Below are 21,871 nucleotides of genomic sequence, written 5' to 3' on the forward strand. Positions count from 1 at the left end.
GTACTTCGACAGGAGGCACCGTGGAACAGGAACTGCCCGGCGGTGCGCGGCTGATCGTGGGAGTCGACGAGTCCCCGGCCGCGCGTTGGGCTCTGGCCTGGGCCATCGGGGCGGCCAGGCTGCACCGGATGGCTCTGGTGGCCGTGCATGTCAGCCGCGCGCCCGTCCATCCCTTCCCCGAGGCGCTGCCCGTGCAGCACGCGGTGCGTCAGGGTGAGGAGGCGCGCTGCTCCGAGGTGATCACGGCTGTGTTCGAGGACGTGGCGGGCGGCGTACCGGACGATCTCACGATCGCGACGGTCGGACGGGTCGGCGACCCCGGCTACCATCTCGTCGACCTGGCCCGCGAGGGTGACCTGCTGGTGCTCGGGCGGGGGCGGCGGGGCCTGCTCAGCCGCATCTTCCTGCCCTCGACCAGCATGTACTGCGCCCGTCACGCGCGGACGACGGTGGTGATCGTGCAGCAGCCCGCGCCGCCCGACGACCCGGAGATGTCAGGGGAGCGCCACCGCCGCTGGACCCGCCGACATCCGTGACCTGAGCAGCCGCAGGCCGGCGGCCACGGCGTCGGTCCTGATCGCGCCGTAGCCGAGCACCAGGCCGCGCTGCGCGGGACGCTCCCCGCAGTACGCCTCCAGCGGCTCCACCGCCAGCCCGTCCCCGTCCTCGACGGTCACGCCGGGGGCCAGGCGGGCGCACAGGTGCAGCCCCGCGGTGGACGGCACGGGCAGCAGCCGCTCGTCCGCATCGAGGGCCTCGGCGATCATGGCGTGCCTGGCGGCGTACTCGCGGGTGGCCTTCCTGATGTGCCGCGACAGCAGGCCCTCGTCGATGAAGCGGGCCAGCGCGGCCTGCGTGGGCAGCGCGCCGTGCCAGTCCGTGAGCTGCCGGGCCGCGCGCAGCGCCGGCGCGAGCGAGGCGGGCGCGACCAGGAAACCGAGCCTGAGCATGGGCAGCAGGGTCTTGGAGAACGAGCCCACGTAGATGACCCGGCCGGCCCTGTCGAGGCTCTGGAGGGGTTCGAGCGGGCGGTCGCCGAAGCGGAACTCGCTGTCGTAGTCGTCCTCGATGATCATCGCGCGGCGGCGTTCCGCCCAGGCCAGCAGGGCGGCGCGGCGGGCCAGCGACATGGGGGTGCCGAGCGGGAACTGGTGCGAAGGGGTGACGTAGACGATGCGGGCCTGGTGCGGCAGGGCGGTGACGTCGATGCCCTCGCCGTCCACGGGGATGCCGGCCACCCTGGCTCCGAGCGTGCGGAACAGCAGGCGGGCCGGCGGGTAGCCGGGCTCCTCGACGGCCACGACCGTGCCCGGCTCGACGAGGACCCGGCCGATGAGGTCGAGTGCCTGCTGGGCGCCGTTCGTGACGAGCACGTCCTCGGGGCCCGCGTGGACGCTGCGGCTGAGGCCGATGTGCCGGGAGACGGCCGCGCGCAGCGGCTCGTGCCCCGCCGGGTCGGCGTAGCCGGCGGCACTCACCCGCAGCTCGCGGGCCACCAGGCGGCGCCAGGTCTCCATGGGGAACAGGCGGGCGTCGGGGACGCCGACCCGGAAGTCATAGCGGGCGGCGGGGGACGGGGCCGGGGGGAGCGGCAGGTCCTGCCAGACCGTACGCGGACGGACGACGCCCTTGGGCGCGGCCCGCCCCCTGACCGGCTCCGCCGACACGAACGTGCCCGCGCCCGCCCTGCCCACCAGGAACCCGTCCGCGACCAGCCGGTCGTAGGCGAGGGCGACGGTGTTCCTGGAGATCTCCAGGCGTCTGGCCAGCTCCCTGGTCGGGGGGAGGCGTTCGCCGGATCGGAGCCGGCCGTCGAGTATGGCGTCGAGGAGTTGCCGGTAGACCTGTGCGGCCAGGTCACGGCGGCCGTCGAGGCTGATGTGCACGTCCAATTTGGCCCCATCAGATTGCCGGAAATTGGAGCTTATCTCGGGACAAGTCGGGATCGAAGATGGAGGCATCGGTCAGAGGGGCGTACATCATGAAATTTCGGCGGATCCTGGCACATGCGCAGCTGGCGAACTCCATCGGTGACGGCGTCTACCTCGTCACCTCGGCGTTCTACTTCTCCACTGTCGTCGGGCTCTCGGCCACCGAGATCGGCCTCGGCCTGACCCTCGGCTGGGCGGTCGGCATGGTGGCCGGCGTACCGCTCGGACACCTGGCCGACCGGCGCGGCCCGCGCGGCGTCGCCGTGCTGCTCGCCTTCGCGACCGCCGTGGCCGTCGCGTCGTTCCTGCTCGTACGCACGTTCCCGCTGTTCGTGCTGGCCGCCTGCCTGTACGGCACCGCGCAGACCGGGCTGTCGGCGGCCCGCCAGGCGCTGCTCGCGGCCCTGATCCCGCCCGCCGAACGGACCGTCGTCCGCGCCACCCTCCAGGCCACGCTCAACGGCGGCCTGGCGCTCGGCGCCGCCATCGGCGGCCTCGCGCTGCACACCGGCACCCGCGAGGGCAATCTCGTGGTGCTCGGGCTCGACGCCGTGAGCTTCCTGCTCGCCGCCGCCCTGCTGCTCCGCCTGCCGTCCGTACGCCCTGCGCCCGCCCCGGCCGGCCCCCGCCTGGCCGTGCTCAGAGACCGGCCCTACGCGCTCGTCACGCTGATCAACGCCGTGATGCTCTTCTACATGCCGCTGCTCAGCGTGGTCGTGCCGCTGTGGATCGCCGCCCGTACCGACGCACCCACCTGGGTCGTCTCGGTCCTGCTGCTGGTCAACACCGGCGGCGTGCTGCTCTGCCAGGTGCGGGTGGCCCGCCGGGTCAAGGGGCTGCGCGACGCGTCAGGGGCGGTGCGGCGGGCGGGGCTGACGATGTTCGCGGCCTGCGCGGTGTTCGCGCTCAGCCCGTCGTGGTGGGCGTTCCTGCTGGTGGCGGCCGTCCTGCAGCTCGTCGCCGAGCTGTGGCTGGCGGCCGGCTCCTGGGAGATCGGCTTCGGGCTCGCCCCCGACGACCGGCAGGGTCAGTACCAGGCGTTCTTCGGCACCGGCGTGGCCGTGGCCCGCATGCTCGGGCCCGTCGTGCTCACCACGCTGGTGATCGGCGGCGGCACCCTCGGCTGGCTGCTGGTCGGCGCCGCATTCGTGACGGCCGGCGCCGCGATGGCGCCGGCCGTCAGATGGTCGCTGTCACGAGAAGCGGCGCAGCCGCAGGCTGTTGCTGACCACGAAGACGCTGGAGAACGCCATGGCCGCACCCGCGATCATCGGGTTGAGCAGGCCCAGCGCGGCCAGCGGCAGGGCGGCCACGTTGTAGGCGAAGGCCCAGAACAGGTTGCCCTTGATCGTCGCTAGCGTCCGCCGGGCCAGCCTGATGGCGTCGGGCGCGACCCGCAGGTCCCCGCGTACGAGCGTCAGGTCACCGGCCTCGATCGCGGCGTCCGTGCCCGTGCCCATGGCCAGCCCCAGGTCGGCCTGGGCCAGCGCGGCGGCGTCGTTGACGCCGTCGCCCGCCATCGCCACGACCTTGCCCTCGGACTGCAGCCGCTTGACCACGTCCACCTTGCCCGCGGGCAACACGCCGGCGATCACCTCGTCGATGCCCACCTCGGCCGCCACCGTGCGCGCCACGGCCTCGTTGTCGCCGGTCAGCAGCACCGGGGTCAGCCCCAGCGCCTTGAGCTGGGCGATGGCCTCCTTGCTCGTCGGCTTGATCACGTCGGCCACGACCAGCACCGCGCGGGCCTTGCCGTCCCAGCCGACCGCCACCGCCGTACGGCCCTTGGCCTGCTCGTCCTCCATGGCCTCGACCAGGCTCTCCGGCAGGTGCTGCGACCACTCCTCCAGCAGCCGCGGCCGGCCCACCAGCACGGCGTGCCCGTCCACGACGCCCTGGACGCCGAGGCCCTCGACGTTCGTGAAGTCCTCGACGGTCGCCGTGGAGGCGGCCTCGCGGGCGATGGCCCGCGCGATCGGGTGCTCGGAGGCGTGCTCCAGCGCTCCCGCCAGCCGCAGGACCTCGTCACGGGTCTCGCCCTCGGCCAGGTGGACCGCGGTCAGCGTCATCTTGCCCTCGGTGACCGTGCCGGTCTTGTCGAGGACGATCGTGTCGATCCTGCGCGTCGACTCCAGCACCTCGGGACCCTTGATCAGGATGCCCAGCTGGGCGCCGCGGCCCGTACCGACCAGCAAAGCCGTCGGCGTGGCCAGCCCCAGCGCGCAGGGGCAGGCGATGATCAGCACCGCCACCGCCGCCGTGAACGCCGCCGCCGCGCCCTCACCCGTGCCCAGCCAGTAGCCGAGCGTGCCGACCGCGAGCGCGATCACCACCGGGACGAAGACGCCGGAGATGCGGTCGGCCAGCCGCTGCACCTGCGCCTTGCCGGTCTGCGCCTCCTCCACCAGCTTGGCCATCTGCGCGAGCTGCGTGTCCGCGCCCACCCGCGTGGCCCTGACGACCAGGCGGCCGCCCGCGTTGACCGTCGCCCCCGTCACCGGGTCGCCCGGCCTGACCTCGACCGGCACCGACTCGCCCGTCAGCATCGAGGCGTCCACCGCCGAGGTGCCCTCCTCGACCACGCCGTCGGTCGCGATCTTCTCCCCCGGCCTGACCACGAACCTGTCGCCGGCCGTCAGCTGCTCGACCGGCACGCGACGCCCGTCCACCAGCTCGACGTCCTTGGCGCCCAGCTCCATCAGCGCCCGCAGCGCGGCGCCCGCCCGCCGCTTCGAGCGCGCCTCGAAGAAGCGGCCGGCCAGGATGAACGCGGTCACCGCCGCCGCCGTCTCCAGGTAGATGTTGCCGGAGCCGTCCGTACGGCCGATCGTCAGCTCGAACGGGTGCGTCATGCCGGGCACGCCCGCCGTGCCGAAGAACAGCGCCCACACCGACCAGCCCAGCGCCGCCAGCGTGCCGAGCGAGACCAGCGTGTCCATGGTGGCCGCGCCGTGGCGCAGGTTCGTCCAGGCGGCCTTGTGGAACGGCCAGCCCGCGTACACCACCACCGGCGCCGCCAGCGTCAGTGACAACCACTGCCAGTACTGGAACTGCAGCGCCGGGATCATCGCCATCGCGACCACCGGGACCGAGAGCACGATCGCGGTGACCAGCCGGTCGCGGAGCGGGTCGCGCTCCTTCTTCCCTGGCTTCTCCTCCTGCGCCGGGGTGGGCGGGGGCGGCAGCTCGGCCGTGTAGCCCGCCTTCTCCACCTCGGCGATCAGCAGCTGCGGGTCCACGCCGGTGGGAAAGGTGACCTTCGCCTTCTCCGTCGCGTAGTTGACCGTCGCCGTCACGCCGTCCAGCTTGTTGAGCTTGCGCTCGATGCGGTTGGCGCAGGACGCGCACGTCATGCCACCGATCGTGAGCTCGACGGCCTTGTCCTCGGTGAGGGAAGACATCATCATCACCTCTCCTTCCTCGCGTCCGTCAGTGCGTGTGGTCGTCCGCGTGTGCGTCGGGGTCGGCCTGTGCCGTGAAGCTCGCCGTACGGACCTCGCCCTTGTGCTTGAAGTCCAGGAACAGACGGTAGTCGCCCCGGCTGGGAGCTTCGGCGTAGAACGTGATGCCGGGGCCCGCCGTGTCGCTCTCCTCCGGGTGCACGTGAAGGTAGGCGAGGTCGTGCGCGCGCAGCGCCACTAGATGACCGTACGCGCCCAGGTAGGGCTCCAGGTCGTCGACCGGCTTGCCGTCCTTGCTGACCGTCAGCGTGAGCTTGGTCGTCTTGCCCGGCGCCAGATCGCCGTCCAGGTTGACCGTGTAGCCGTCGACCTTCGCCGTACGGCTCACCTCAGGCAGGGGGTCGGGGCGGTAGTCGCCGCCGGCCATCAGGTCCGCGCCCAGCGTCAGCTTCTCACCGCCCGTGGGGACGAAGTCGGCGAACGCGCGGTACGGGCCCGGCTTCGGGGCCTTGAGGCGTACCGACCAGGTGCCGTCGGGGGACAGCTCGGGGTGGAGGTGCTGGAAGCTCGTCAGGTCGCGGGAGGCGACGATGAAGTGCAGCTTCTTGTCGTGCTCCACCTCGTAGTCCTTGACGGGGGAGCCGTCGGGGCCGATGACCGTGAACTCGAAGTCCTCGGCGGACTTGGTGGAGACGGAGTCGATGAGGTTGAGGGTGTAGCCGTCCTGCGACACTTGGAGCCCCCCGGGGGTATCGGTGGCCGTCTGCTGCTGGGGGGTGGTGTGGTCGTCGGTGTGGTCCTGCTCTTGGGCCGGCTGCTCTTGGTTTGACTGCTCAGGCCCGGTGGTCTTGTCGGACGCGTGCCCATGGCCGGCGCTCTCGCCGGTCGTCCGGCTTTGGCCCGCGCTTTCTTGGGCGTCGGCCGTTCTTGCGGCGGCCGACGTGGGGTCGGGGGTCGTCAGCTTGCCCGCGCCCAGGGCGCCGCCGAAGACGACGGCCAGCCCCAGCGCGTACGAGCCCAGCTTGGCTACGGTGTTCATGAGCGATCCACCAGCTCGTAGCCGGCGTCCTTCACGGCGGAGGCGATCAGGTCACGCCCGACGGGCTCGTCACTGGTGACCGTCAGCAGGCCCGTGGCCAGCTCGACCTCGACGCCGGTCACGCCCGCGACCTCACTGACCTCCTCCTTGACGGAGCTCACGCAGTGGCCGCAGGTCATGCCGTTGACGGTGTAGGTGGCGGTGCTCATGGCCTGGTCTCCTTCGTAGCGCATTGTGCTCTTTTCCAGTCTAACACCGTACCCCCCTAGGGTATGCCCGAGAGGGCTTTTGGGACGTACCGGTGCGTCTTGGCCGAACGTAATGTACCCCTGGGGGGTATGTCAATCCTTAGCCGGGCTGCGCACCTGGGCCGCCGATTTGGCATGATCGAGCTGTTGCCCGTTTGGGGGGACGAACAGGGATGACTCCGGGGGATGAACAGGGATGACGACGACAGACGGGACGTATGGAGTGACGCCCCAGCGCCCCCGGTCGCCGTCCCCGGCTACGCCCTCGGCGGACATGCCGTACACAGGAGGGCGGGTATAGCGGTCCCACCAGGGATTGAACGCCCGTCCTTCGCACAATCCACCCATCTGGTCCGTGCACAACACAGGGACCGCAGCCATAGCTTGCTAGGCTGCTTGTCAACCGTTGGGTCTCACCCCGGCAGGTGAGGCCGTCGAAGAAGTGGGGTCACACCGTGAAGAAGCTGCTCGTTCTGGCGCTGATCGCCCTTGGGGGGTTGCTGATCTGGCGTAAGGTGCAGGCCGACCGCGCAGAGCTCGATCTCTGGACCGAGGCGACCGGCAGCGAGAACTAACCGACCGGCGAGGCGATGAGTGACATCGTCCCCATCAAGCTGGTGTGCCTGGACCTGGCAGGCACCACAGTCGGTGACATCGCCATGGTCGAGCGCGCCTTCGCAGAGGCGATCGCGACTCAGGGCATAGTGCCCGGGACCGGTGCGTACGCGCGAGCCATGGTTCACGTACACCGGTCCCGGGGCTGCCCGAAGATCGACGTGTTCCGCGGCATCTTCCCCGGCAACGAGGCGCAGGCCCAGGCAGCGAACCTGACGTTCGAACGTTCCTACGAGGGCGCGATCGAGCGGGCGGGTCTCGAACCCATGCCCGGGGTCCTCGAGGTCCTCGACAAGCTCCGCGGCAACGGCATCAAGCTCGCCCTCATCACCGGCTTCAGCCGCACCACGCTCGGCCGCATCCTCGGCATCCTGGGCTGGCACGACAAGATCGACCTCGCCATCTCCCCGGAAGACGCCGGCGGCCGCGGCCGCCCCTGGCCCGACATGGTCCTGCACGCGGTGCTCCGGCTGGGCGTCGACGACGTACGCCAGGTCGCGGTGTTGGGCGACTCGGAGAGCGACATGCTCTGCGGCACGCGCGCCGGCGCCTCGATCGTCGCCGGCGTGATGACCGGCGTCCACAGCCGCGAACGCCTCCTCAAGGGCGGCGCCACCCACATCCTCGACTCCATCCAGGACTTCCCGGGGTTGGTGCTGAGCGATGACCTCGGCACGACGCAGGTGGCTTCCTCGGCCCGGTAAGCTATCTTCGTCGTAAGGGGCCTTAGCTCAGTTGGCAGAGCGCCTGCTTTGCAAGCAGGAAGTCAGGAGTTCGAATCTCCTAGGCTCCACCAGCGAAAACACCCCGCCACTGATCATGTGACGGGGTGTCCGTGCCGGCGGTCGCCGAGGTTGGCTAGTTCTTCGGCTTCGCGGGCCAGGAGCGAGGCGCGGGTGGCATTGTCGCCTTGGGCCGGTAGGTGCTGCTGGGCCAGGCGGATGTTCTGGACGAGTGTGGCTGGCCGCTGTACGTGGCTGGGGGCGATCGAAGGTCCAGGGCTTCGTTCCTCAGCCCCGGCCCACCGGACAACGCGGCTGATCGCCGTACAGACGGTGGGTCAGCGATGAGTTCAGCGCTCAGTTCGTGCACCCCTGGCTTGCCTGCGCCGCCAGCGTGGCGATGCGGTCGAACGCGGCGGACTGCCCCGGCGTCCGGAGTCCAGGAAGCGGGTCCAAGCGCGTTCACGCTGCGGACGCGCTTCACCGTAGGCATCCCTCGCCTCTTCCGGGCGGATGAGAGCCTAAGGCCTCGCCCTTTACCGTGCGAGCGTCTCCATCGCCAGCCCTACGATAAGTCGTACTCGTCGATCCATAGATCGGCTCCAGCTCTGTGAAGAAAACTGATGGCTTCTTCGTCAAGAACGAGCCCTCGCGGGCTGAAGCCCTCTCCCGGTTCGAACGACCGAAGCATGACCAACGTGGCCGCTGCGCCACCAGCGGTCAGCTCTCCGATTCGATCCCAGGCGCCGGCCAACTGATTCATCACGGCTTCCACCTGCTCATTGAGTGAGGTGGCGTCCGCAAGGCCGGAGTCGAGCATCCATCCGTGTCGTGGCGGTATCAGGCGCCCACTCTTCCTGCTGCGTCGTGACTCCTTCGCCTCAGATCGAGTCGGCTCGACGCCCACGTATTGGGTGATCTGCCCAGGATCCAGTTCGGCGGACTGGATCATGAAGTAGACCTGCTGCTCGACGATCACGTGGACACGGTAGCGGTTCAAGGGTTGGCGGGTGCTTGCACGACTGGGCAGGGGCAGTCGCTTCTACTGCTCAAGGCATTGATCGTCGTGCGCCTCGATCTTGTAAGCCAGACCTCCGCGTCGGTCTTGGTCGCGAAGGTCTCTGGAGCAGGACGATCCACACCATCCGGGCCGGGATCGCGGGCCTGGAATCGGCCGGACGGCAGTCATGGCGGGTGCCCCCTACACGCCCGAGGCTGCCCGACTTGCGCTCCCACCCGTAGCCGTCGCACACTGGGATCCGGCCGGAAGGCGGCCTGTCCGACACCTCCGCCCCAACTTGGGTGTCGCCACGGATAAAGAAGCCCTCGCTCCACCTTTCAATCGACCTTCGAACGCGCCAAGCAGGCGCACTGATTAGTTGTCGAGCGCTGAGGGGCGGAAGTGCTTGGGAACGGTCGTGCAATGCCTGCTAAGGGACGAATCGCAAACAGGGTCCGTACTCGACGCCTTTTCACAGGCGAGCCCGCATGTTACGCGCGCGAGCAACTCCTTAAGCATCATTCTCTACTACCTTCTGCAATCGGCACACAGGCTCAACTTGAGTCGAAGGTGATGATGCATCTAGGCGTGGGCCGCCAGTATTGGGCCCACCCTCTAGGGATCGCTAGCGTACGCATCGACTCGCGAGAGCTGATCCTCACTCTGGACACGCATACAACCCTGGCTGGAAAGCGTTTCGAGATGAACGAACACGCTCTTCAGCTCCTGCTGCCCTGTGCCGAACTCGGAATTCAAGTCAACGGCGCACTAAATCTGCGCGTGAAATACGTACGAGGGAACGACCTCTACTTAACGCTAGCTGGGCGCGGCGGCCAAGTAATACTCCGTGGGGCATGCCCAACCGATTGGCGTCGTGTAATCGATCAACATCATGAGTCGTGTATTCAAGCCGACCTGATACCGCTCTGGGATCTCCCCAACCAATCGGATTACGAGAGGAAAGACGAGCTAGCCTATCCGCGCGTCACAGGGCACAACGAGAGAATAGCCTGGCTAGGATCTGGACTCCTTCGGAGAGTTGCACTGTTTCACAACCTCAGCACTGCCTATTCCACTAGTTCATGGATTTCGGGCGACGACTGGGTCTTTGAGCTGGACGCTTGCTTCCAGGTAGGAAACAACTACGCCCCCATACTCAACAGTTTGACAGACGAGATATGGGGTCTTGGTCTCCAAATAGAAGACTACACCTGTCAATGCAATCTTCCGTGGGAAGAATCCAAATACGCTATTAAAGCCTGCTACTACTACCTCTCCCACCCCGACCTGGATAAATATGGGAGACTACAACTTAGATTTCGCACACTTGGGCCAGGGCACGCCGGTGCCGATCGGGATGATTTCATAGAAGTTGGAGCAGATCCTGCTTGGCTCGATAAGGTGCTTCCTCCCACCAGGGGGACAGGAGCGTCTCAATGAGTTGGGAAACTCTTACGCTCATGGTCATCGCCGGTGCAGGTTCAATCACTCTGCTTTTGTCTCAGGTTCGCGACATTCTGATCAAGGTCGGCGAAGTACTTGACGCCTGGAAGGCGCTACGGTCCAAGGCAAGGCCCAAGAATGGGACACCTTAAGCCACCACGGCTTTGTCGGAGGCACTCCGGCTCCGGGGAAGGTCGCAACTCCAGGAGCGAGGTCTGCGTGAGGACTAAGGTGGAAGTCCGGTCTTCTCTCCGCTATCGCCCCGCGACAAGCCGAGCAGAGCAGGGCCACGGAGCCAAGGTCGTTCCTCCAGTAGGGGGCTCCGCCTTGTCCCCATGGCCTTGGCCCGCTTCTTGCTATGTGGTGCTACAAGGTAGCACCAAAGTGGCATCCAATTCGGTTATGCCATAAACGAGGCGAGCGACCTGACGCGGGGGCGAGGTCACTTCCCGAAGCGGCTTAGGGGCTGCCTTGCAGCAGCCCGGTACAGCAACGTCGACGTACGGCAGCATGCTTCACCGGTCACCCACCTATCGCTTGACCAGGGTTGCGAGCCCTTGACGAGGTGACTGGCTCCCGTTTGCAAGCAGGAAGTCAGGAGTTCGAATCTCCTAGGCTCCACTGCACTTCGAAGGTCACTTCCCATGATCGGGTAGTGGCCTTTTCGATCTTGTACAGCTGTTCGGACGGGACCCGGTCAACGTGCGTCCAGCCGTCTGAAGGGGCGCCAACAGTCTGGAGCCGAGGTGCTGCCCCAAGCGCTTCAGTGCCTTTCGCGTCCAGAGCGGCCGAGGCTTCGTCCGGGCGGCTCCGCAGGTTCAGCTCCTTGTCCTCACGGCGGATGCCAATCAGGACGATGATGTACGCCGCCAGCAGGCTGACGCCGAGCAGCCCAGTGAACGGCAAGCACGGTTTCACGTCTCTATCTACCCGGGCAGACGGGACCTAACGATGAGCACCTCCCCTTTGGAGTGGGACGGGGCTGGGCTACGGGTACACCGCCAGCTCCGCGATGTACATCATCATGTACACTGGAAGTATGAAGGTGATGACAATGTCCGAATCCCGGGCTAACTATGCTGCTACTCTCGACGCCGTCATCGACGACCAGGAAGAAGTCCTCATTACCCGCCCCGGCGGGGAAGGCGTTGTCATGGTGTCTCAGCGCGAGTACGAATCGATGCGCGAGACGCTCTACCTCATGGCTTCTCCTGTCAACCGCAGACGACTGTCAGCGGCGGTCGCCCGTCTGGAGGCCGGCGGTGGCACCGTCCGTGAACTGGCCGACGAGGACACCACCTCGTGAAGATCGTCTTCGACGAATTTGCCTGGGAAGACTACTGCTACTGGCAGAGAGAAGATCGACGCATCCTCAAAAGGATCAACCAGCTGATCGCCGACATAGCTCGAAACGAGAACGAAGGCATCGGCAAACCAGAGCCGCTGAAATACGAATGGTCCGGCTACTGGTCCCGGCGCATCACCTCAGAACACCGGCTCGTCTATCGCGTCGATGACGACACCATCCTGATCGCCGCCTGTCGCTATCACTACGAGAAGTAGCGCCAGTCCGGCCAGCCAGGAACGAGGAACGCCTGGTACAGGCAGGTGAACCCGCTCGAATCTCCTAGGCTCCACTGCACTTCGAAGGTCACTTCCTATGATTGGGAGGTGGCCTTTTCGATGTTGTACAGCTGCAAAGTACAGCTAGGGCGACAACATGCCCCGACGTCAGGCGTTCGGCTCCCCTGAAAGCGAGTCGACGAAGGCCTCAGCTTCTGACTGGCTCATGTCCTCGGTGCTTCGCACAAGAAAGACGGCCTGCTTCCGGTGGCCGGCGTCGATCAGCTTGCGGACCCGGGTGAGCAGGTCATCCTCATCGAACATCGGGAAGCCCGGCAGCACCTCACCGGCACGTAGTACCTTCGCGACTTCCAATGCGGTCGGCCCGGATACCTGGGACTCTTTGCGGATCAGGTCCACAGCGTCATGAAACCGTCCCTCCTCGATCAGGTCGTGCGCCCGCACCTGCACATCCACAGGAGTTATGAGGTCCAGCCGACGTAGATGCGCGATACCTTGCGTTGGCTCATCCATCGGCTGATTCCGAGCCCGAGGATCACCAGCAGCAGGACGAGGAGAATCGACTCCAACGCGTCTAAGCCAAACATGCGGTGATCGTAGTGAGAGAGACCGACAGATCGGGGTTCCTCCCGGCATGCTGAAGGCCGCTCCCTGGAGAAGCGGCCCTTAAGGCAAGACGCGTGGATGGCTCAGAAGCTGAGGTGCTGCCCCAGGCGCTTCAGCGCCCCCATGCTGACCGGCTCCGCGATATCCACCCAATTCATGTTCCGGTTCAGCCCGCGTTGTTGTAATCGGGGCCGAGAGGAGCGAAGAGGACCTTCGCCTTCCGGCCGATGGCCTGGCCCGTCTCGTCGTACGCGGTCACGGTCACGGCGGGGGTGTCGAGGTGCTTGCCGTCCGCTTTCGGGCGGGCCGCCACCCGCCCGATGAAGAAGCCGTTGGCCACCGCGGCGTCCGTGTGCCTGCCGTCCGCCCAGTCGATCTCGACGCGGGTCACCTCCTCCGTCACGCGCCCTGCCGCGATGCGGTAGCCGCCGCCGCTCTGGTTGTCGTCCGACATGGCGTTGGAGTCGGTTCCGGTCGTGTACGCGTCCACGGTCAGCGGGCCGGAGACGCCCGCGTTGAGGTTGCCGGGCAGGGTGGATCCCCAAGGGGTGAAGACGGGGACGCCGGGAAACGCCTCCTTGTACTTCTGCGGTGTGCAGAGGACGAAGCCGGCCTTGCTCCCGACGAGTGCGGTCGAGCCGACGGCATCGCGATACACCACCAGCTCGCGGAAGTCCTTGACGTCGGAGTCCAGCGGTTGCCGCTTGCGGGGGTCCATGCCGTCGACCGGCCCTCCCAACGGCATGCAGTCCCGTACGGACTGGAGTTGCCCAGGGGTGTTCGACGGCAGCTCGGAGGGGCCGTTCGCCGGCGGAGCCGCCGTGACGATGGTCGTGTTCCGGATGATGGGGACCACGACCAGCGTCCCGGCCGCGACGGCGGCGAGCGCACCGGCGGCCAGCGTCCAGCTCAGGCGGCGGCGTCTGGCCCCCGCGACGGCCCGGGCCGCCATGGCCTGGCCGTTCACGGAGCGGGAGGCGTCCGCCAGCCGCCGTAGCTCAGCGGCGATCGTTGTTTCGTCGACGTTCATTTCCAGACCTCCTGCATGACGGGTTCGAGGACCAGCTCGCGGAGACGGGCGATAGCGTGATGGGTCTGGCTGCGTACGGTTCCCACCGAGCAGCCCATGATCTTGGCGACCTCGGATTCCGGGAGATCCTCGTAGTAACGCAACACCAGCACGGCGCGCTTGCGCGGTGGCAGCGCGCGCAAAGCCTGCTGGAGGGTGAGGTGGTCGTCCACCTGGGCAGTGCGATCGCCCATCATCCGCTCAGGGGGTGACTCCACCACCTTTTCCCTGCCCCAGCGGGGACTTCGCCAGCGGCTGACCTGTTCGTGGTACATGACCTTCCGCACGTACGCCTCGGGGTTTTCGCGGATCTTGTTCCAGCGGCCCGCGGTCTTGGTCAGCGCGGTCTGGAGCAGGTCCTCAGCCGCGTACTGGTCGTTGGTGAGGACATAGGCGAGCCTGATCAGGCTGTCCGACCGAGCCGACACGAAGTCGGCGAAGTCGCGTTTCTGCTCGTTGTTCAACAGATCTCCTCTGGTCGCCTCCTAAGACGCGATCCCCTACCGGACCTATGGCGCGCGTACTCATCCCGCAGGAACCGGCGTTACCTGCGTAGGCGCCAGATCGCGCACACAAGGGTGAGCCAGGGGACGGGCCGCGCGTGGGCGGCCGCTGCGAGTCGCGGACATGATCGCCGGGCCATCACCGAAGTAGAGGTGGTCATTGGGTATGCCCCGGCACTCTTCGCTATCTTCTGGGAACCTGGCCGGAGCGGCTGGGCCATGAACGGCTTGTCCAAGACGCTCTTCACCCCGGACGATCTGGAAGAGCTGAGCAACGAACGCGATGCCCTCCGCTGGGAGCCGGCAGCGGGCCTCAGACCACTTATCCGTGCCCGCCTGTTGGACGGGAACGCGCCCCATTGATCCTCGCTCCGCTCGGGTACAGCCGATATACCGCTACATCGCCGGATGACGGCAAGCGCTGCGGCCCGATAAGGAAGGCAACCGCCACCCGGCGAACGCCTCCGATCTACTCGATCGTGGACAGGTCTAGAACGTACATCTGGTCCCCGACCCTGTAGGTCATCAGCGCATCACGCCTGCTTTCGGGAACGGATATGGATCCTTTCGCATCCGGTCTCAGGCCGAGGTCGGCCATCTTGCCGGTCTCTACGTCATAGAGCGCCATGACGCTTTCCCCTCGCGGTCCGTGGAGAACCAGCTTGAAGAATCGCTCAAGGGCGAGGTCGGCCGGGCCGAACAGGTCGGTGGCAGCCGGCAGTGGTCTTTCCCCGGAACCATCGCGGTTGCGGACGAAGCTGCGCAGGACGACCCGCTCTTTTTTCATCTTGTCCGCGCACGATTCAACGGTGCATGGGACCTTCTCGTAGCGCACCTTCGTGCCCGTACACCGGGTGACACCGCAGATGAGCTCTTCGTCGGCCGCGGCCACGGCGTCGCGCCGTTCACCGGTCTCGGCGTTGAACAGTTCGAGGAAGTCATTCATCACCCCATGGGTGCCCACCCACGGCCACCGCAGGATGCGCTGCCGCTCGGCCCCCTTCACCGGTCGCACCTGGCCCCCGCTCAGCGGCACCCGATGGACCCCCCCTTTCTCGTAGGCGAAGATCACTTCTTTCCCCACAACGGTCAGATCGGCGATCTGGCCCAACTGCTTCGTGGCGGTTGCCAGGGGAACGTCGCTCACCGGCCGCGGTGTGCCGCCACGTACCGGCACCGTCCAGATCTGGGCGACCCGGCCCTTGCCCGCCTCCTTGAACGCCCACCAGACGATGTTTCCGCCTCCCGCCGCTATGTCGTCGGCGAAGCTCACCGAGCCCTTCGTCGGAGGGACCTCAGCGATCCGCGTGGGCTTGCCGCTGTGCAGGTCGTAGGTCCACAGGAACCGGCGCTTCCCGCCGTTGATCCCCGTGCTGACCAGCAGCGTGTGATCGTCCAGAAGCAACTCTGGGTAGTAGTCGCGGCCGTCGGGCAGCGTGGCAGGGATCTTGCGTACGGCCTGTGGCCATACCTTCTCGATTGACGGAGGGATGACGTCCGCCGGCGGTTTCACCATGCCCGTCGGTTTGTCCGTCGCGTTGACCGCGGGCTGCGGCACGGTCGACGTACGTACTGTCTTCACCACCATGCCCGTCCCCCCGAACACCACGGCCACGGCCACGGCTGCGAGCAGGGCCGCGGACCGTGCCCGCCGCCGGCGATGACGTGCCTTGACCCTCGCGGACAACCCTGCCGGCGCCCGCGGCGCCCGTTCCGCCGCGTCGGAGAGAAGGCGGCTCAACTCGTTTCCAAGATTGTTCATCGCGGGCTCCCGTGGGTCGCGGGCGAGGAGGAGAGAGAGGACCGCAGCTTGTCCAAGCCCCGTGAGGCCTGACTGCGTACGGTTCCCTGGGAGATGCCGAGCACCTTGGCGATCTCGGCGTCGGTGAGCTGCTCGTAGTAGCGCAACACCAGCACGGCTCGCTGCCTGCGAGGCAGCGCGGACAACGCCTCCCAGAGCTCTTGCTGCTGCTCGAAGGGGAAGGCCTCGTGGCTGGCCCGATCCGGCGGGTCTCCAGTGAGGTGTTCACGTCTGCGCCGCCGCCAGATGCTGATGTGCAGCCGCGCCATCGTGATCCGCGCGTAACTGTTCGGATTGTCCTTGCGCCGCACTTTCGACCAGGCGCCGCGCACTCGTAGGAGGGCCTCCTGGACAAGGTCGGCGGCGTCGTGAGGGTTGCCGGTCAGGACGTATCCGTAGCGGAGCAGCGCGTCCGCCTGCTCAGCCACGAATCTGTCGAAGCCGGATTCGTCGTCCAATGGGGTCCCTTCTCGATCCTCACGACCCAGACGACTCAAGGGGCCGAAGTGTTGCACCGTCCGGCGAGACGTTTTCCCGAACTCCCAGGAGTTTTGTCTGCGCCGAGTGGTGTCCCAAGCCGACCGGCTCTGTCCGAGCCGCAGGACAGGAAGGACTTCACGACCTGCAGGCAAGTACGCGCGGCGGGGTGGCGGTCATGTCCCGCCGAGTGGTGAATTCGGTTCTCGCGTGAGCCCCTTGCTCAGAACCGGCAGTACGGAGTCTTCGCGTCGTCGTAGATCTTGCCGTACCAACCGAATGCTCCGGCCGAGATTGCCGCACTGCCGCACAGACGCAGCCCTCCGATCGCCGCTGCATGCCTGGACGCCGTGCGTGCTTGGGGGTGATCGAAGATTCAGGGTGCGTTCCTCTGAGCAACCTGGCTGATCGCGGTTCGGCGGCGAGCAGCAGGCGGATGCGCGAAGATCACTGAGCGGGGCCCATGGCCGTGTCAGCGGAGAGGAAACGTCCGTGATCGACTCAACCTACTACGAGTGGTTTCGCCTCCGGACCCGGCTGGTCGTCGACTTGACGTGGTGTTCCGCCACCAAGATTGACGACGTCCTGGCTGCGTACGACATTTCACCCGAGAGCACTCAGCCGGCGCGCTGCAACGCTGACGACGTCGACATGTGCATCGGGCGCCTCGGCAATGGCACCGTCATCATGGATTACCGCGTCGATTCCGTCACTGAGGGAGCTCTTCCCATTCTGGCGCAGTACGGCCCTTGCCTGAGCGCCGTATGGACCGATGACGCCCCGGCCTTGATTTCTTACTGGACGGAAAGCGGCCTGGTGGTCAAGTTCGACAGGAGGGATTGGGACTGGTATCCAGTTCCTGATTTCGCGAGTGTCGAGCGGTGGATCGCCGCCGGCCCAGCGGGCCGGGAGATCTGGGCGAACAGGTGTGGTCTCGCCACGCTCATCACCGCAGAAGCGCTATGCCAGGCTGTGGTCGACGACGACTGGATGCGATCCGTACACATCGGCGTCACCTCACCACATCCACAGGTGCTGGAGATGCCGTCAGGCTCACGCTCGCTCAGTTCGATCATCGAGCAATACGGTGACCGCGCACCGTAGGACAGAGGTCCGGCAGAACAGACCCCGTGACCACACATGATCGCCATGCCATTCGCGCGCCATCAAGGGCGGTCAACAGCGGGTAGGTCACGGTTACTGGCGTACTGCCTGCCCCGTAGGTCAAGGCGGTTGTCCTCGGAGAGCGGGCTGCGCCGCCTCAGCGCCGTAGCAGGCGGCCGCTCTTGCCGCTCGGCGATCACGCGGACACGGTAGCGGTCCAAGGGTTGGTGGTCGCGCGCACGGAGCTGCCCAAAACCGTGACCGGCCCGGACTGTGGTGGGTTTTGGGATTTCCTGTCATGATCATGGCGAAATCGCACCCAGCCGAAATGAGGGTCCTGCATGAAGAGAACGTCGGTGCGCAGGGTCGGAGCCGTGGCGCTGGCCCTGACCAGCCTGATGGGAGTGGGCGCCACCGCGGCTCAGGCCGATGCTCAGCGGCTCGCCAGCTCCTGCCTGTCCAGCTTCTGCCTGTACGAGCACGACGATTACGCGGGCGCGGAGCAGGAGTTCCTCTTCACCTCCAACAACACCTGCGCCAACGTGACCTCGCTGAACAACAAGGCCAGCTCCATGAGGAACCCGTCGGCCGGCCGGATCCAGTTCTACGACAGCGCCAACTGCTCGGGGTCCTACGGGTACGCGGCCGCCCCGAGGTCGTCCGACAGTGACCTGACGAACAACGGGTTCGACAACAGGACGAGTTCCGTGAAGCGGGTCAGCCCGTAGCATGCCCGGCCGTCGGGGGTGGGGGGCGTGCGTGGTCCTGCCGGCCATGGTGACGGCCTGTTCGGGAGCGCTCGCCCCGGTGCCGGAGCCGGGGGTGGAGGCGCGCGAGCTGTCCGTACCCTTCGACCGGTACCACCTTTTCCCGGCGGAGGCGAGGGCCAGGGGGAAACCCAGAGAGTAGATCAGGCCGGAGGCGTCGTAGGCGCCGCACGTCAGTGAGGTCAAGGCGACGCAGCCGTCCCCGATCCTGAAGTACGTGGCGGGCGGGAACGACATCGTGAAGCCGGTGCCCGTCTCGATGGTGGTGAGCACCCCCTGCACGAACAGCGCGACAGAGATGGCGACGAGCGGCAGGTTGTCGATCAGGACGGCGACGCAGCGGAGGTCGATGCGTGCGGGCTGGGTGGTGCGCGATGCGGCGAAGGCGGCCGCCGCTTCGGATGGAGGGCCGAGGCGGTCCAACGACGACCTGATACCTCGCGTGGCGAGGTATCAGGTCGAGGAAGACAGCTCGTACACCTTCGACACCCCGCTACCTTGCCGGGCGTACACCCACACCCCGGTGGCGGCGGGCGCGATGGCCATGATCTTCAATGAGCTCTCCGGCAGCGGATACTTGCTCCACCGCCCGTCCTTGACATGCAGGAGGTACGGCCGCCCCCGCCCAGGATCGGCCGCGATCCACACCCCGCCCCGGACGTCCGCCCGCACGAAGGGCAGCGCGGTGCCGGGCAAAGGGACACCCACCCGCTTCCACCGCCCGCCCTGCCGGCGCAGGATCACGCCCCCGGACTCCTCGGACCCCACGGCCCAGGCGTCACCACGAGCGGACACGGCCAGGTCCCGGATCGAGACCTGCGGCATGGGATGCGTGCTCCATCCCGATCCCTCCCACCGGATCGCCTGGATCAGGCCGTCCACCTGGTGGATCGCCCAGACGCGTCCCGGTCCTGCGGCGGCGATCTGCTCCAGCCACGCCGACCCCATCTCGCCGGAGGGTGCCGGCAGCTCCTTCCACGCACCCCCGGACCACACGTTCAGGACCCACCCGCCGTACTCGCCGATCTCGGCCAGCCACGCCTCGCCCTTCGCCGCGACCGCCGTGTCCTTGATGGTGAGTTCGGGGTCGGAGCGCGACAGGTTCGGCCGTCTCACCCACGAGTCCCGCACCCGCTGCCACACGCCGCCGGAGGTCAGCCAGAGGTCGTCACCCGCCGGCGACGTCTCGAACCCGAAGCCCCGTCCCGTCGGGAGAAAGTCGTCGGGCGGCTCCTCGGTACGCCAGGCGCGCCCGTCCCACCGCATCATCAGCGACGTGTCGCCCGCGACGTACGTCCAGACCTCCCCGGTACGGAGGGCGGCGATCGAGTGCCACATGTGCCGGCCGGGCCCGTCCCAGGTGTGCCTCAGCCGCCACGACACCTCGGGTGTCTGGGGAGCACACACGACTAACAGGACGAGCAGCACCCAAGCCAAGCGCATACCGGCAGATCCTAAGCGCGCACCTCAGCCGAACGCGGCCTCCGTGACCGGCGCCCACTCCCGCCACTCGCGCAGCCGCTCGGCGTAGATGGCCTCGATCTCGGGGAGCGTGTTGCCGAGGACGAGCCGCCGTGGCGGTTTCACGGCGTCGGCGAGCAGGAGGATCGCGTCCGCGGTCGCCGCCGGGTCGCCGAGCACCCATTCCTTGGCGGTCGCCTCGTGGACGGCGGCGTAGTCGGGGTGGCGGTCGGTGGTGCGCATGCTGGTGGCGTCGGCGAAGTCGGTGGCGTACGGGCCGGGCTCGACCGCGGTCACGTACACGCCGAACGCGGCGACCTCCTGGGCGAGCGCCTCGGACAGGCCCTCCACCGCCCACTTGGAGGCGTGGTAGGCGCCGATCCCGGGGTACGCGCGTACGCCGCCCTCGCTCGTGACCTGCAGGATCCGGCCGGACCGCTGGGCGCGCAGCACGGGCAGGACCGCTTGGGTGACCCAGACCGTACCGAAGAAGTTCGTCTCCATCTGGGCGCGCAGCTCGGCTTCGGTGAGCTCCTCGACCATGCCGAAGAGCCCGTAACCGGCGTTGTTGACGACGACGTCGAGCCGCCCGAACCGCTCCACGGCCCGCTCGACGGCCTCGAACACCGCCTTTCTTTCTGTGACGTCCAGGGGCAGCGGCAGGACGGCGTCGCCGAAGCGGCGTACGAGCGGGTCGAGCGCGGTGACGTCGCGAGCCGTCGCGACGACCCGGTCGCCGCGCCGCAGCGCGGCTTCCGTCCACAGGCGGCCGAAGCCGCGCGAGGCGCCGGTGATGAACCAGATCTTGGACATGATTTCCTTCCAGGTCTTCCTCCCTTCAGCATCCGTACGTACGAGCCATTCCACAAGCGAGGCTTTCGCACAGCAGAAATGCGGGATACGCATGGCTTAGGTTGATCGCATGGCGGAGTTCACCGTTCCCGCGCTGCGGGTCGTGCACGCGGTCGTCGGCACCGGATCGTTCACGGCGGCCGCTGAGCTGCTCGGATACACGCAGTCGGCGATCTCCCGGCAGGTGGCGGCCGCGGAGTCGGCGGCGGGGACGCCGCTGTTCGTCCGCAAGGCCCGTGGGGTGGAGGCGACCCGAGCAGGCGAGGCGGTCGCGCGGCGGGCGGCCGCCGTGCTGGCCGAGCTCGACGCGCTGGGCCGCGAGCTGGCCGCGCTCGCCGACCCGCTCGCCGAGCAGGTCACGCTCGGCGCCTTCCCGACCGCGACCTGGTCGCTCATCCCCAAAGCCATGGCGGCGCTCAGCAGCGAGCACCCCGCGCTGGCCGTCGAGCTGCACGAGGCGTCCAGCCCCGCGCTCCTGCGCCAGGTGCGGGCCGGCGGCGTCGACGTCGCCGTGATCGCCGTCGGTCAGAGCCTGCCCGACTACGACCTGCACGACCTGCACACCGAACGCCTGACGACCGGCGGCATGGGCATCGTCGCCGTGCCGAAGAACCACCGTCTCGCCGGACGGTCGCGCGTCTCGGTCGAGGATCTGTCCGGCGAGCCCTGGATCGTCGGTACGGGCCCGCGCGGCGACCCGCAGTTCGGCGCCTGGCCGACGTTGCCCGAGCCCCGCATCGCCCACCGCATCCACGACTGGAACGCCAGGCTCGGCTTCGTCGCCGCCGGGCTCGGCATCACCACCGTCCCCCGGATCGCCGTCTCCGGCCTGCCCGCCGAGATCGCCACTGTCGAGGTTGACGATCCCGCCTATTCGGGGCGCATCACCCTGACCGTGACCAGGGCAGAGCCGTCTCCAGGGCAGCGCGTCGTCGTCGCGGCTCTGCGCGCCGCGGCCGCGTCGGCATGACGCCGTGTAAGCCTCCGGCCGGTGACGCTGGACTTCACCGAGAACCCGCAGGGCCCGATCATGGCGCGGCTCGCCACGTCGGTGATCGACGGCCCGGTCAAGCCGTGCGTCCCCGAGCAGGACTCCACGCGGGTCGGGTGATCGGCGGGTAGATCGAGCGCTCAAGGGGACGGTCGTGCCCGGGGCCGCTCATCGGCCCCGGCCCATGCCGAGGACGTGCACCCCGAACAGCGCCGCCAGCGGGTTGGCCACGGCCACCACCAGCAGCAGCGTCACCC

22 protein-coding genes, 1 tRNA gene and 1 pseudogene are annotated in these 21,871 nt (G+C 67.6%); 11 read left to right on the forward strand and 13 right to left on the reverse strand.

Annotation, left to right across the window (positions count from 1 at the left end; genetic code table 11):
* Positions 1-20: 20 nt before the first annotated feature.
* A complete protein-coding gene (locus tag AB0K18_RS22390; RefSeq protein ID WP_355415897.1) occupies positions 21-536 on the forward strand; it encodes a universal stress protein in 516 nt (171 codons plus the stop codon).
* On the opposite strand, the gene AB0K18_RS22395 is transcribed toward AB0K18_RS22390, so the two are convergent.
* Positions 495-1,886: a PLP-dependent aminotransferase family protein gene (locus tag AB0K18_RS22395; protein WP_364917157.1), complete on the reverse strand. Its 1,392-nt coding sequence runs from the start codon at positions 1,884-1,886 to the stop codon at positions 495-497. The genes AB0K18_RS22390 and AB0K18_RS22395 overlap by 42 nt on opposite strands.
* Before the next feature lie 95 nt (positions 1,887-1,981).
* Between AB0K18_RS22395 and AB0K18_RS22400 the strand changes: the two are divergent.
* Positions 1,982-2,716, forward strand: a pseudogene (locus tag AB0K18_RS22400) (MFS transporter); the annotation flags it as partial.
* Positions 2,717-3,124: 408 nt separating this feature from the next.
* On the opposite strand, the gene AB0K18_RS22405 reads toward AB0K18_RS22400, so the two are convergent.
* From AB0K18_RS22405 to AB0K18_RS22415, 3 genes are read right to left on the reverse strand one after another with little or no spacing between them, the layout of a single operon-like run.
* Positions 3,125-5,332 (reverse strand): heavy metal translocating P-type ATPase, encoded by a 2,208-nt coding sequence (locus tag AB0K18_RS22405; RefSeq protein WP_364917160.1) that lies wholly within the window; start codon positions 5,330-5,332, stop codon positions 3,125-3,127.
* A 28-nt stretch (positions 5,333-5,360) separates the two neighbouring features.
* Positions 5,361-6,371 carry a hypothetical protein gene (locus tag AB0K18_RS22410; protein ID WP_364917106.1) on the reverse strand — a complete coding sequence of 337 codons (1,011 nt, stop codon included), beginning with the start codon at positions 6,369-6,371 and terminating at the stop codon, positions 5,361-5,363.
* Positions 6,368-6,580, reverse strand: coding sequence for a cation transporter (locus tag AB0K18_RS22415; protein ID WP_364917109.1), 213 nt, complete (start codon positions 6,578-6,580; stop codon positions 6,368-6,370). Before AB0K18_RS22415 ends, AB0K18_RS22410 begins: the two co-directional genes overlap by 4 nt.
* A 494-nt stretch (positions 6,581-7,074) precedes the next feature.
* Here AB0K18_RS22415 and AB0K18_RS22420 point away from each other — a divergent pair, with 494 nt between their 5' ends.
* From AB0K18_RS22420 to AB0K18_RS22430, 3 genes are all read left to right on the forward strand, one after another.
* The gene (locus AB0K18_RS22420; RefSeq protein WP_020542320.1) at positions 7,075-7,194 is read left to right on the forward strand and encodes a DLW-39 family protein; all 120 of its coding nucleotides are present in this window, start codon (positions 7,075-7,077) and stop codon (positions 7,192-7,194) included.
* A 15-nt stretch (positions 7,195-7,209) separates the two neighbouring features.
* Positions 7,210-7,938 (forward strand): HAD family hydrolase, encoded by a 729-nt coding sequence (locus AB0K18_RS22425; protein ID WP_364566025.1) that lies wholly within the window; start codon positions 7,210-7,212, stop codon positions 7,936-7,938.
* A gap of 16 nt (positions 7,939-7,954) precedes the next feature.
* Positions 7,955-8,030 (forward strand) — tRNA-Ala (locus tag AB0K18_RS22430).
* A gap of 491 nt (positions 8,031-8,521) precedes the next feature.
* Here AB0K18_RS22430 and AB0K18_RS22435 read toward each other — a convergent pair.
* On the reverse strand, positions 8,522-8,935 hold the full coding sequence (locus AB0K18_RS22435; protein WP_364917112.1) for a DUF4279 domain-containing protein: 414 nt from the start codon (positions 8,933-8,935) through the stop codon (positions 8,522-8,524).
* A 723-nt stretch (positions 8,936-9,658) separates the two neighbouring features.
* Here AB0K18_RS22435 and AB0K18_RS22440 point away from each other — a divergent pair.
* A complete protein-coding gene (locus tag AB0K18_RS22440; protein WP_364917114.1) occupies positions 9,659-10,396 on the forward strand; it encodes a hypothetical protein in 738 nt (245 codons plus the stop codon).
* Between the two features lie 597 nt (positions 10,397-10,993).
* On the opposite strand, the gene AB0K18_RS22445 is transcribed toward AB0K18_RS22440, so the two are convergent.
* Positions 10,994-11,305 carry a hypothetical protein gene (locus tag AB0K18_RS22445; protein ID WP_364917117.1) on the reverse strand — a complete coding sequence of 104 codons (312 nt, stop codon included), beginning with the start codon at positions 11,303-11,305 and terminating at the stop codon, positions 10,994-10,996.
* 133 nt (positions 11,306-11,438) lie between these two features.
* Between AB0K18_RS22445 and AB0K18_RS22450 the strand changes: the two genes are divergently transcribed.
* Together AB0K18_RS22450 and AB0K18_RS22455 are read left to right on the forward strand one after the other, a co-directional pair.
* On the forward strand, positions 11,439-11,705 hold the full coding sequence (locus AB0K18_RS22450) for a type II toxin-antitoxin system prevent-host-death family antitoxin (RefSeq protein WP_364917119.1): 267 nt from the start codon (positions 11,439-11,441) through the stop codon (positions 11,703-11,705).
* Positions 11,702-11,962: a Txe/YoeB family addiction module toxin gene (locus tag AB0K18_RS22455; RefSeq protein ID WP_364917122.1), complete on the forward strand. Its 261-nt coding sequence runs from the start codon at positions 11,702-11,704 to the stop codon at positions 11,960-11,962. Before AB0K18_RS22450 ends, AB0K18_RS22455 begins: the two co-directional genes overlap by 4 nt.
* A gap of 168 nt (positions 11,963-12,130) precedes the next feature.
* Here the strand turns inward: AB0K18_RS22455 and AB0K18_RS22460 are convergent, their stop codons facing one another.
* The 5 genes from AB0K18_RS22460 to AB0K18_RS22480 all read right to left on the reverse strand — a co-directional run bounded on the left by AB0K18_RS22460 (position 12,131) and on the right by AB0K18_RS22480 (position 16,420).
* On the reverse strand, positions 12,131-12,439 hold the full coding sequence (locus AB0K18_RS22460; protein ID WP_364917124.1) for a hypothetical protein: 309 nt from the start codon (positions 12,437-12,439) through the stop codon (positions 12,131-12,133).
* Positions 12,440-12,755: 316 nt separating this feature from the next.
* Positions 12,756-13,619, reverse strand: coding sequence for a hypothetical protein (locus AB0K18_RS22465; protein ID WP_364917127.1), 864 nt, complete (start codon positions 13,617-13,619; stop codon positions 12,756-12,758).
* Positions 13,616-14,122 (reverse strand): SigE family RNA polymerase sigma factor, encoded by a 507-nt coding sequence (locus AB0K18_RS22470; RefSeq protein WP_364917130.1) that lies wholly within the window; start codon positions 14,120-14,122, stop codon positions 13,616-13,618. Before AB0K18_RS22470 ends, AB0K18_RS22465 begins: the two co-directional genes overlap by 4 nt.
* Positions 14,123-14,630: 508 nt before the next feature.
* The gene (locus tag AB0K18_RS22475) at positions 14,631-15,923 is read right to left on the reverse strand and encodes a hypothetical protein (RefSeq protein ID WP_364917133.1); all 1,293 of its coding nucleotides are present in this window, start codon (positions 15,921-15,923) and stop codon (positions 14,631-14,633) included.
* The gene (locus tag AB0K18_RS22480; protein ID WP_364917136.1) at positions 15,920-16,420 is read right to left on the reverse strand and encodes a SigE family RNA polymerase sigma factor; all 501 of its coding nucleotides are present in this window, start codon (positions 16,418-16,420) and stop codon (positions 15,920-15,922) included. Before AB0K18_RS22480 ends, AB0K18_RS22475 begins: the two co-directional genes overlap by 4 nt.
* 511 nt (positions 16,421-16,931) lie before the next feature.
* On the opposite strand from AB0K18_RS22480, the gene AB0K18_RS22485 reads away from it, so the two are divergent.
* Entirely contained in the window at positions 16,932-17,543 is a 612-nt protein-coding gene (locus AB0K18_RS22485) for a hypothetical protein (RefSeq protein WP_364917139.1), read from the forward strand.
* Positions 17,544-17,884: 341 nt separating this feature from the next.
* Entirely contained in the window at positions 17,885-18,271 is a 387-nt protein-coding gene (locus AB0K18_RS22490; protein WP_364917142.1) for a peptidase inhibitor family I36 protein, read from the forward strand.
* A gap of 492 nt (positions 18,272-18,763) precedes the next feature.
* Here AB0K18_RS22490 and AB0K18_RS22495 read toward each other — a convergent pair whose 3' ends face one another.
* Entirely contained in the window at positions 18,764-19,753 is a 990-nt protein-coding gene (locus AB0K18_RS22495; protein ID WP_364917144.1) for a hypothetical protein, read from the reverse strand.
* A gap of 24 nt (positions 19,754-19,777) precedes the next feature.
* The gene (locus AB0K18_RS22500) at positions 19,778-20,584 is read right to left on the reverse strand and encodes an SDR family NAD(P)-dependent oxidoreductase (RefSeq protein WP_364917147.1); all 807 of its coding nucleotides are present in this window, start codon (positions 20,582-20,584) and stop codon (positions 19,778-19,780) included.
* 109 nt (positions 20,585-20,693) lie between these two features.
* Between AB0K18_RS22500 and AB0K18_RS22505 the strand changes: the two genes are divergently transcribed.
* Entirely contained in the window at positions 20,694-21,593 is a 900-nt protein-coding gene (locus AB0K18_RS22505) for a LysR family transcriptional regulator (protein ID WP_364917150.1), read from the forward strand.
* Positions 21,594-21,871: the final 278 nt, after the last annotated feature.

This window comes from Nonomuraea sp. NPDC049421 (genome assembly GCF_040677005.1).
GTDB lineage: Bacteria > Actinomycetota > Actinomycetes > Streptosporangiales > Streptosporangiaceae > Nonomuraea > Nonomuraea salmonea.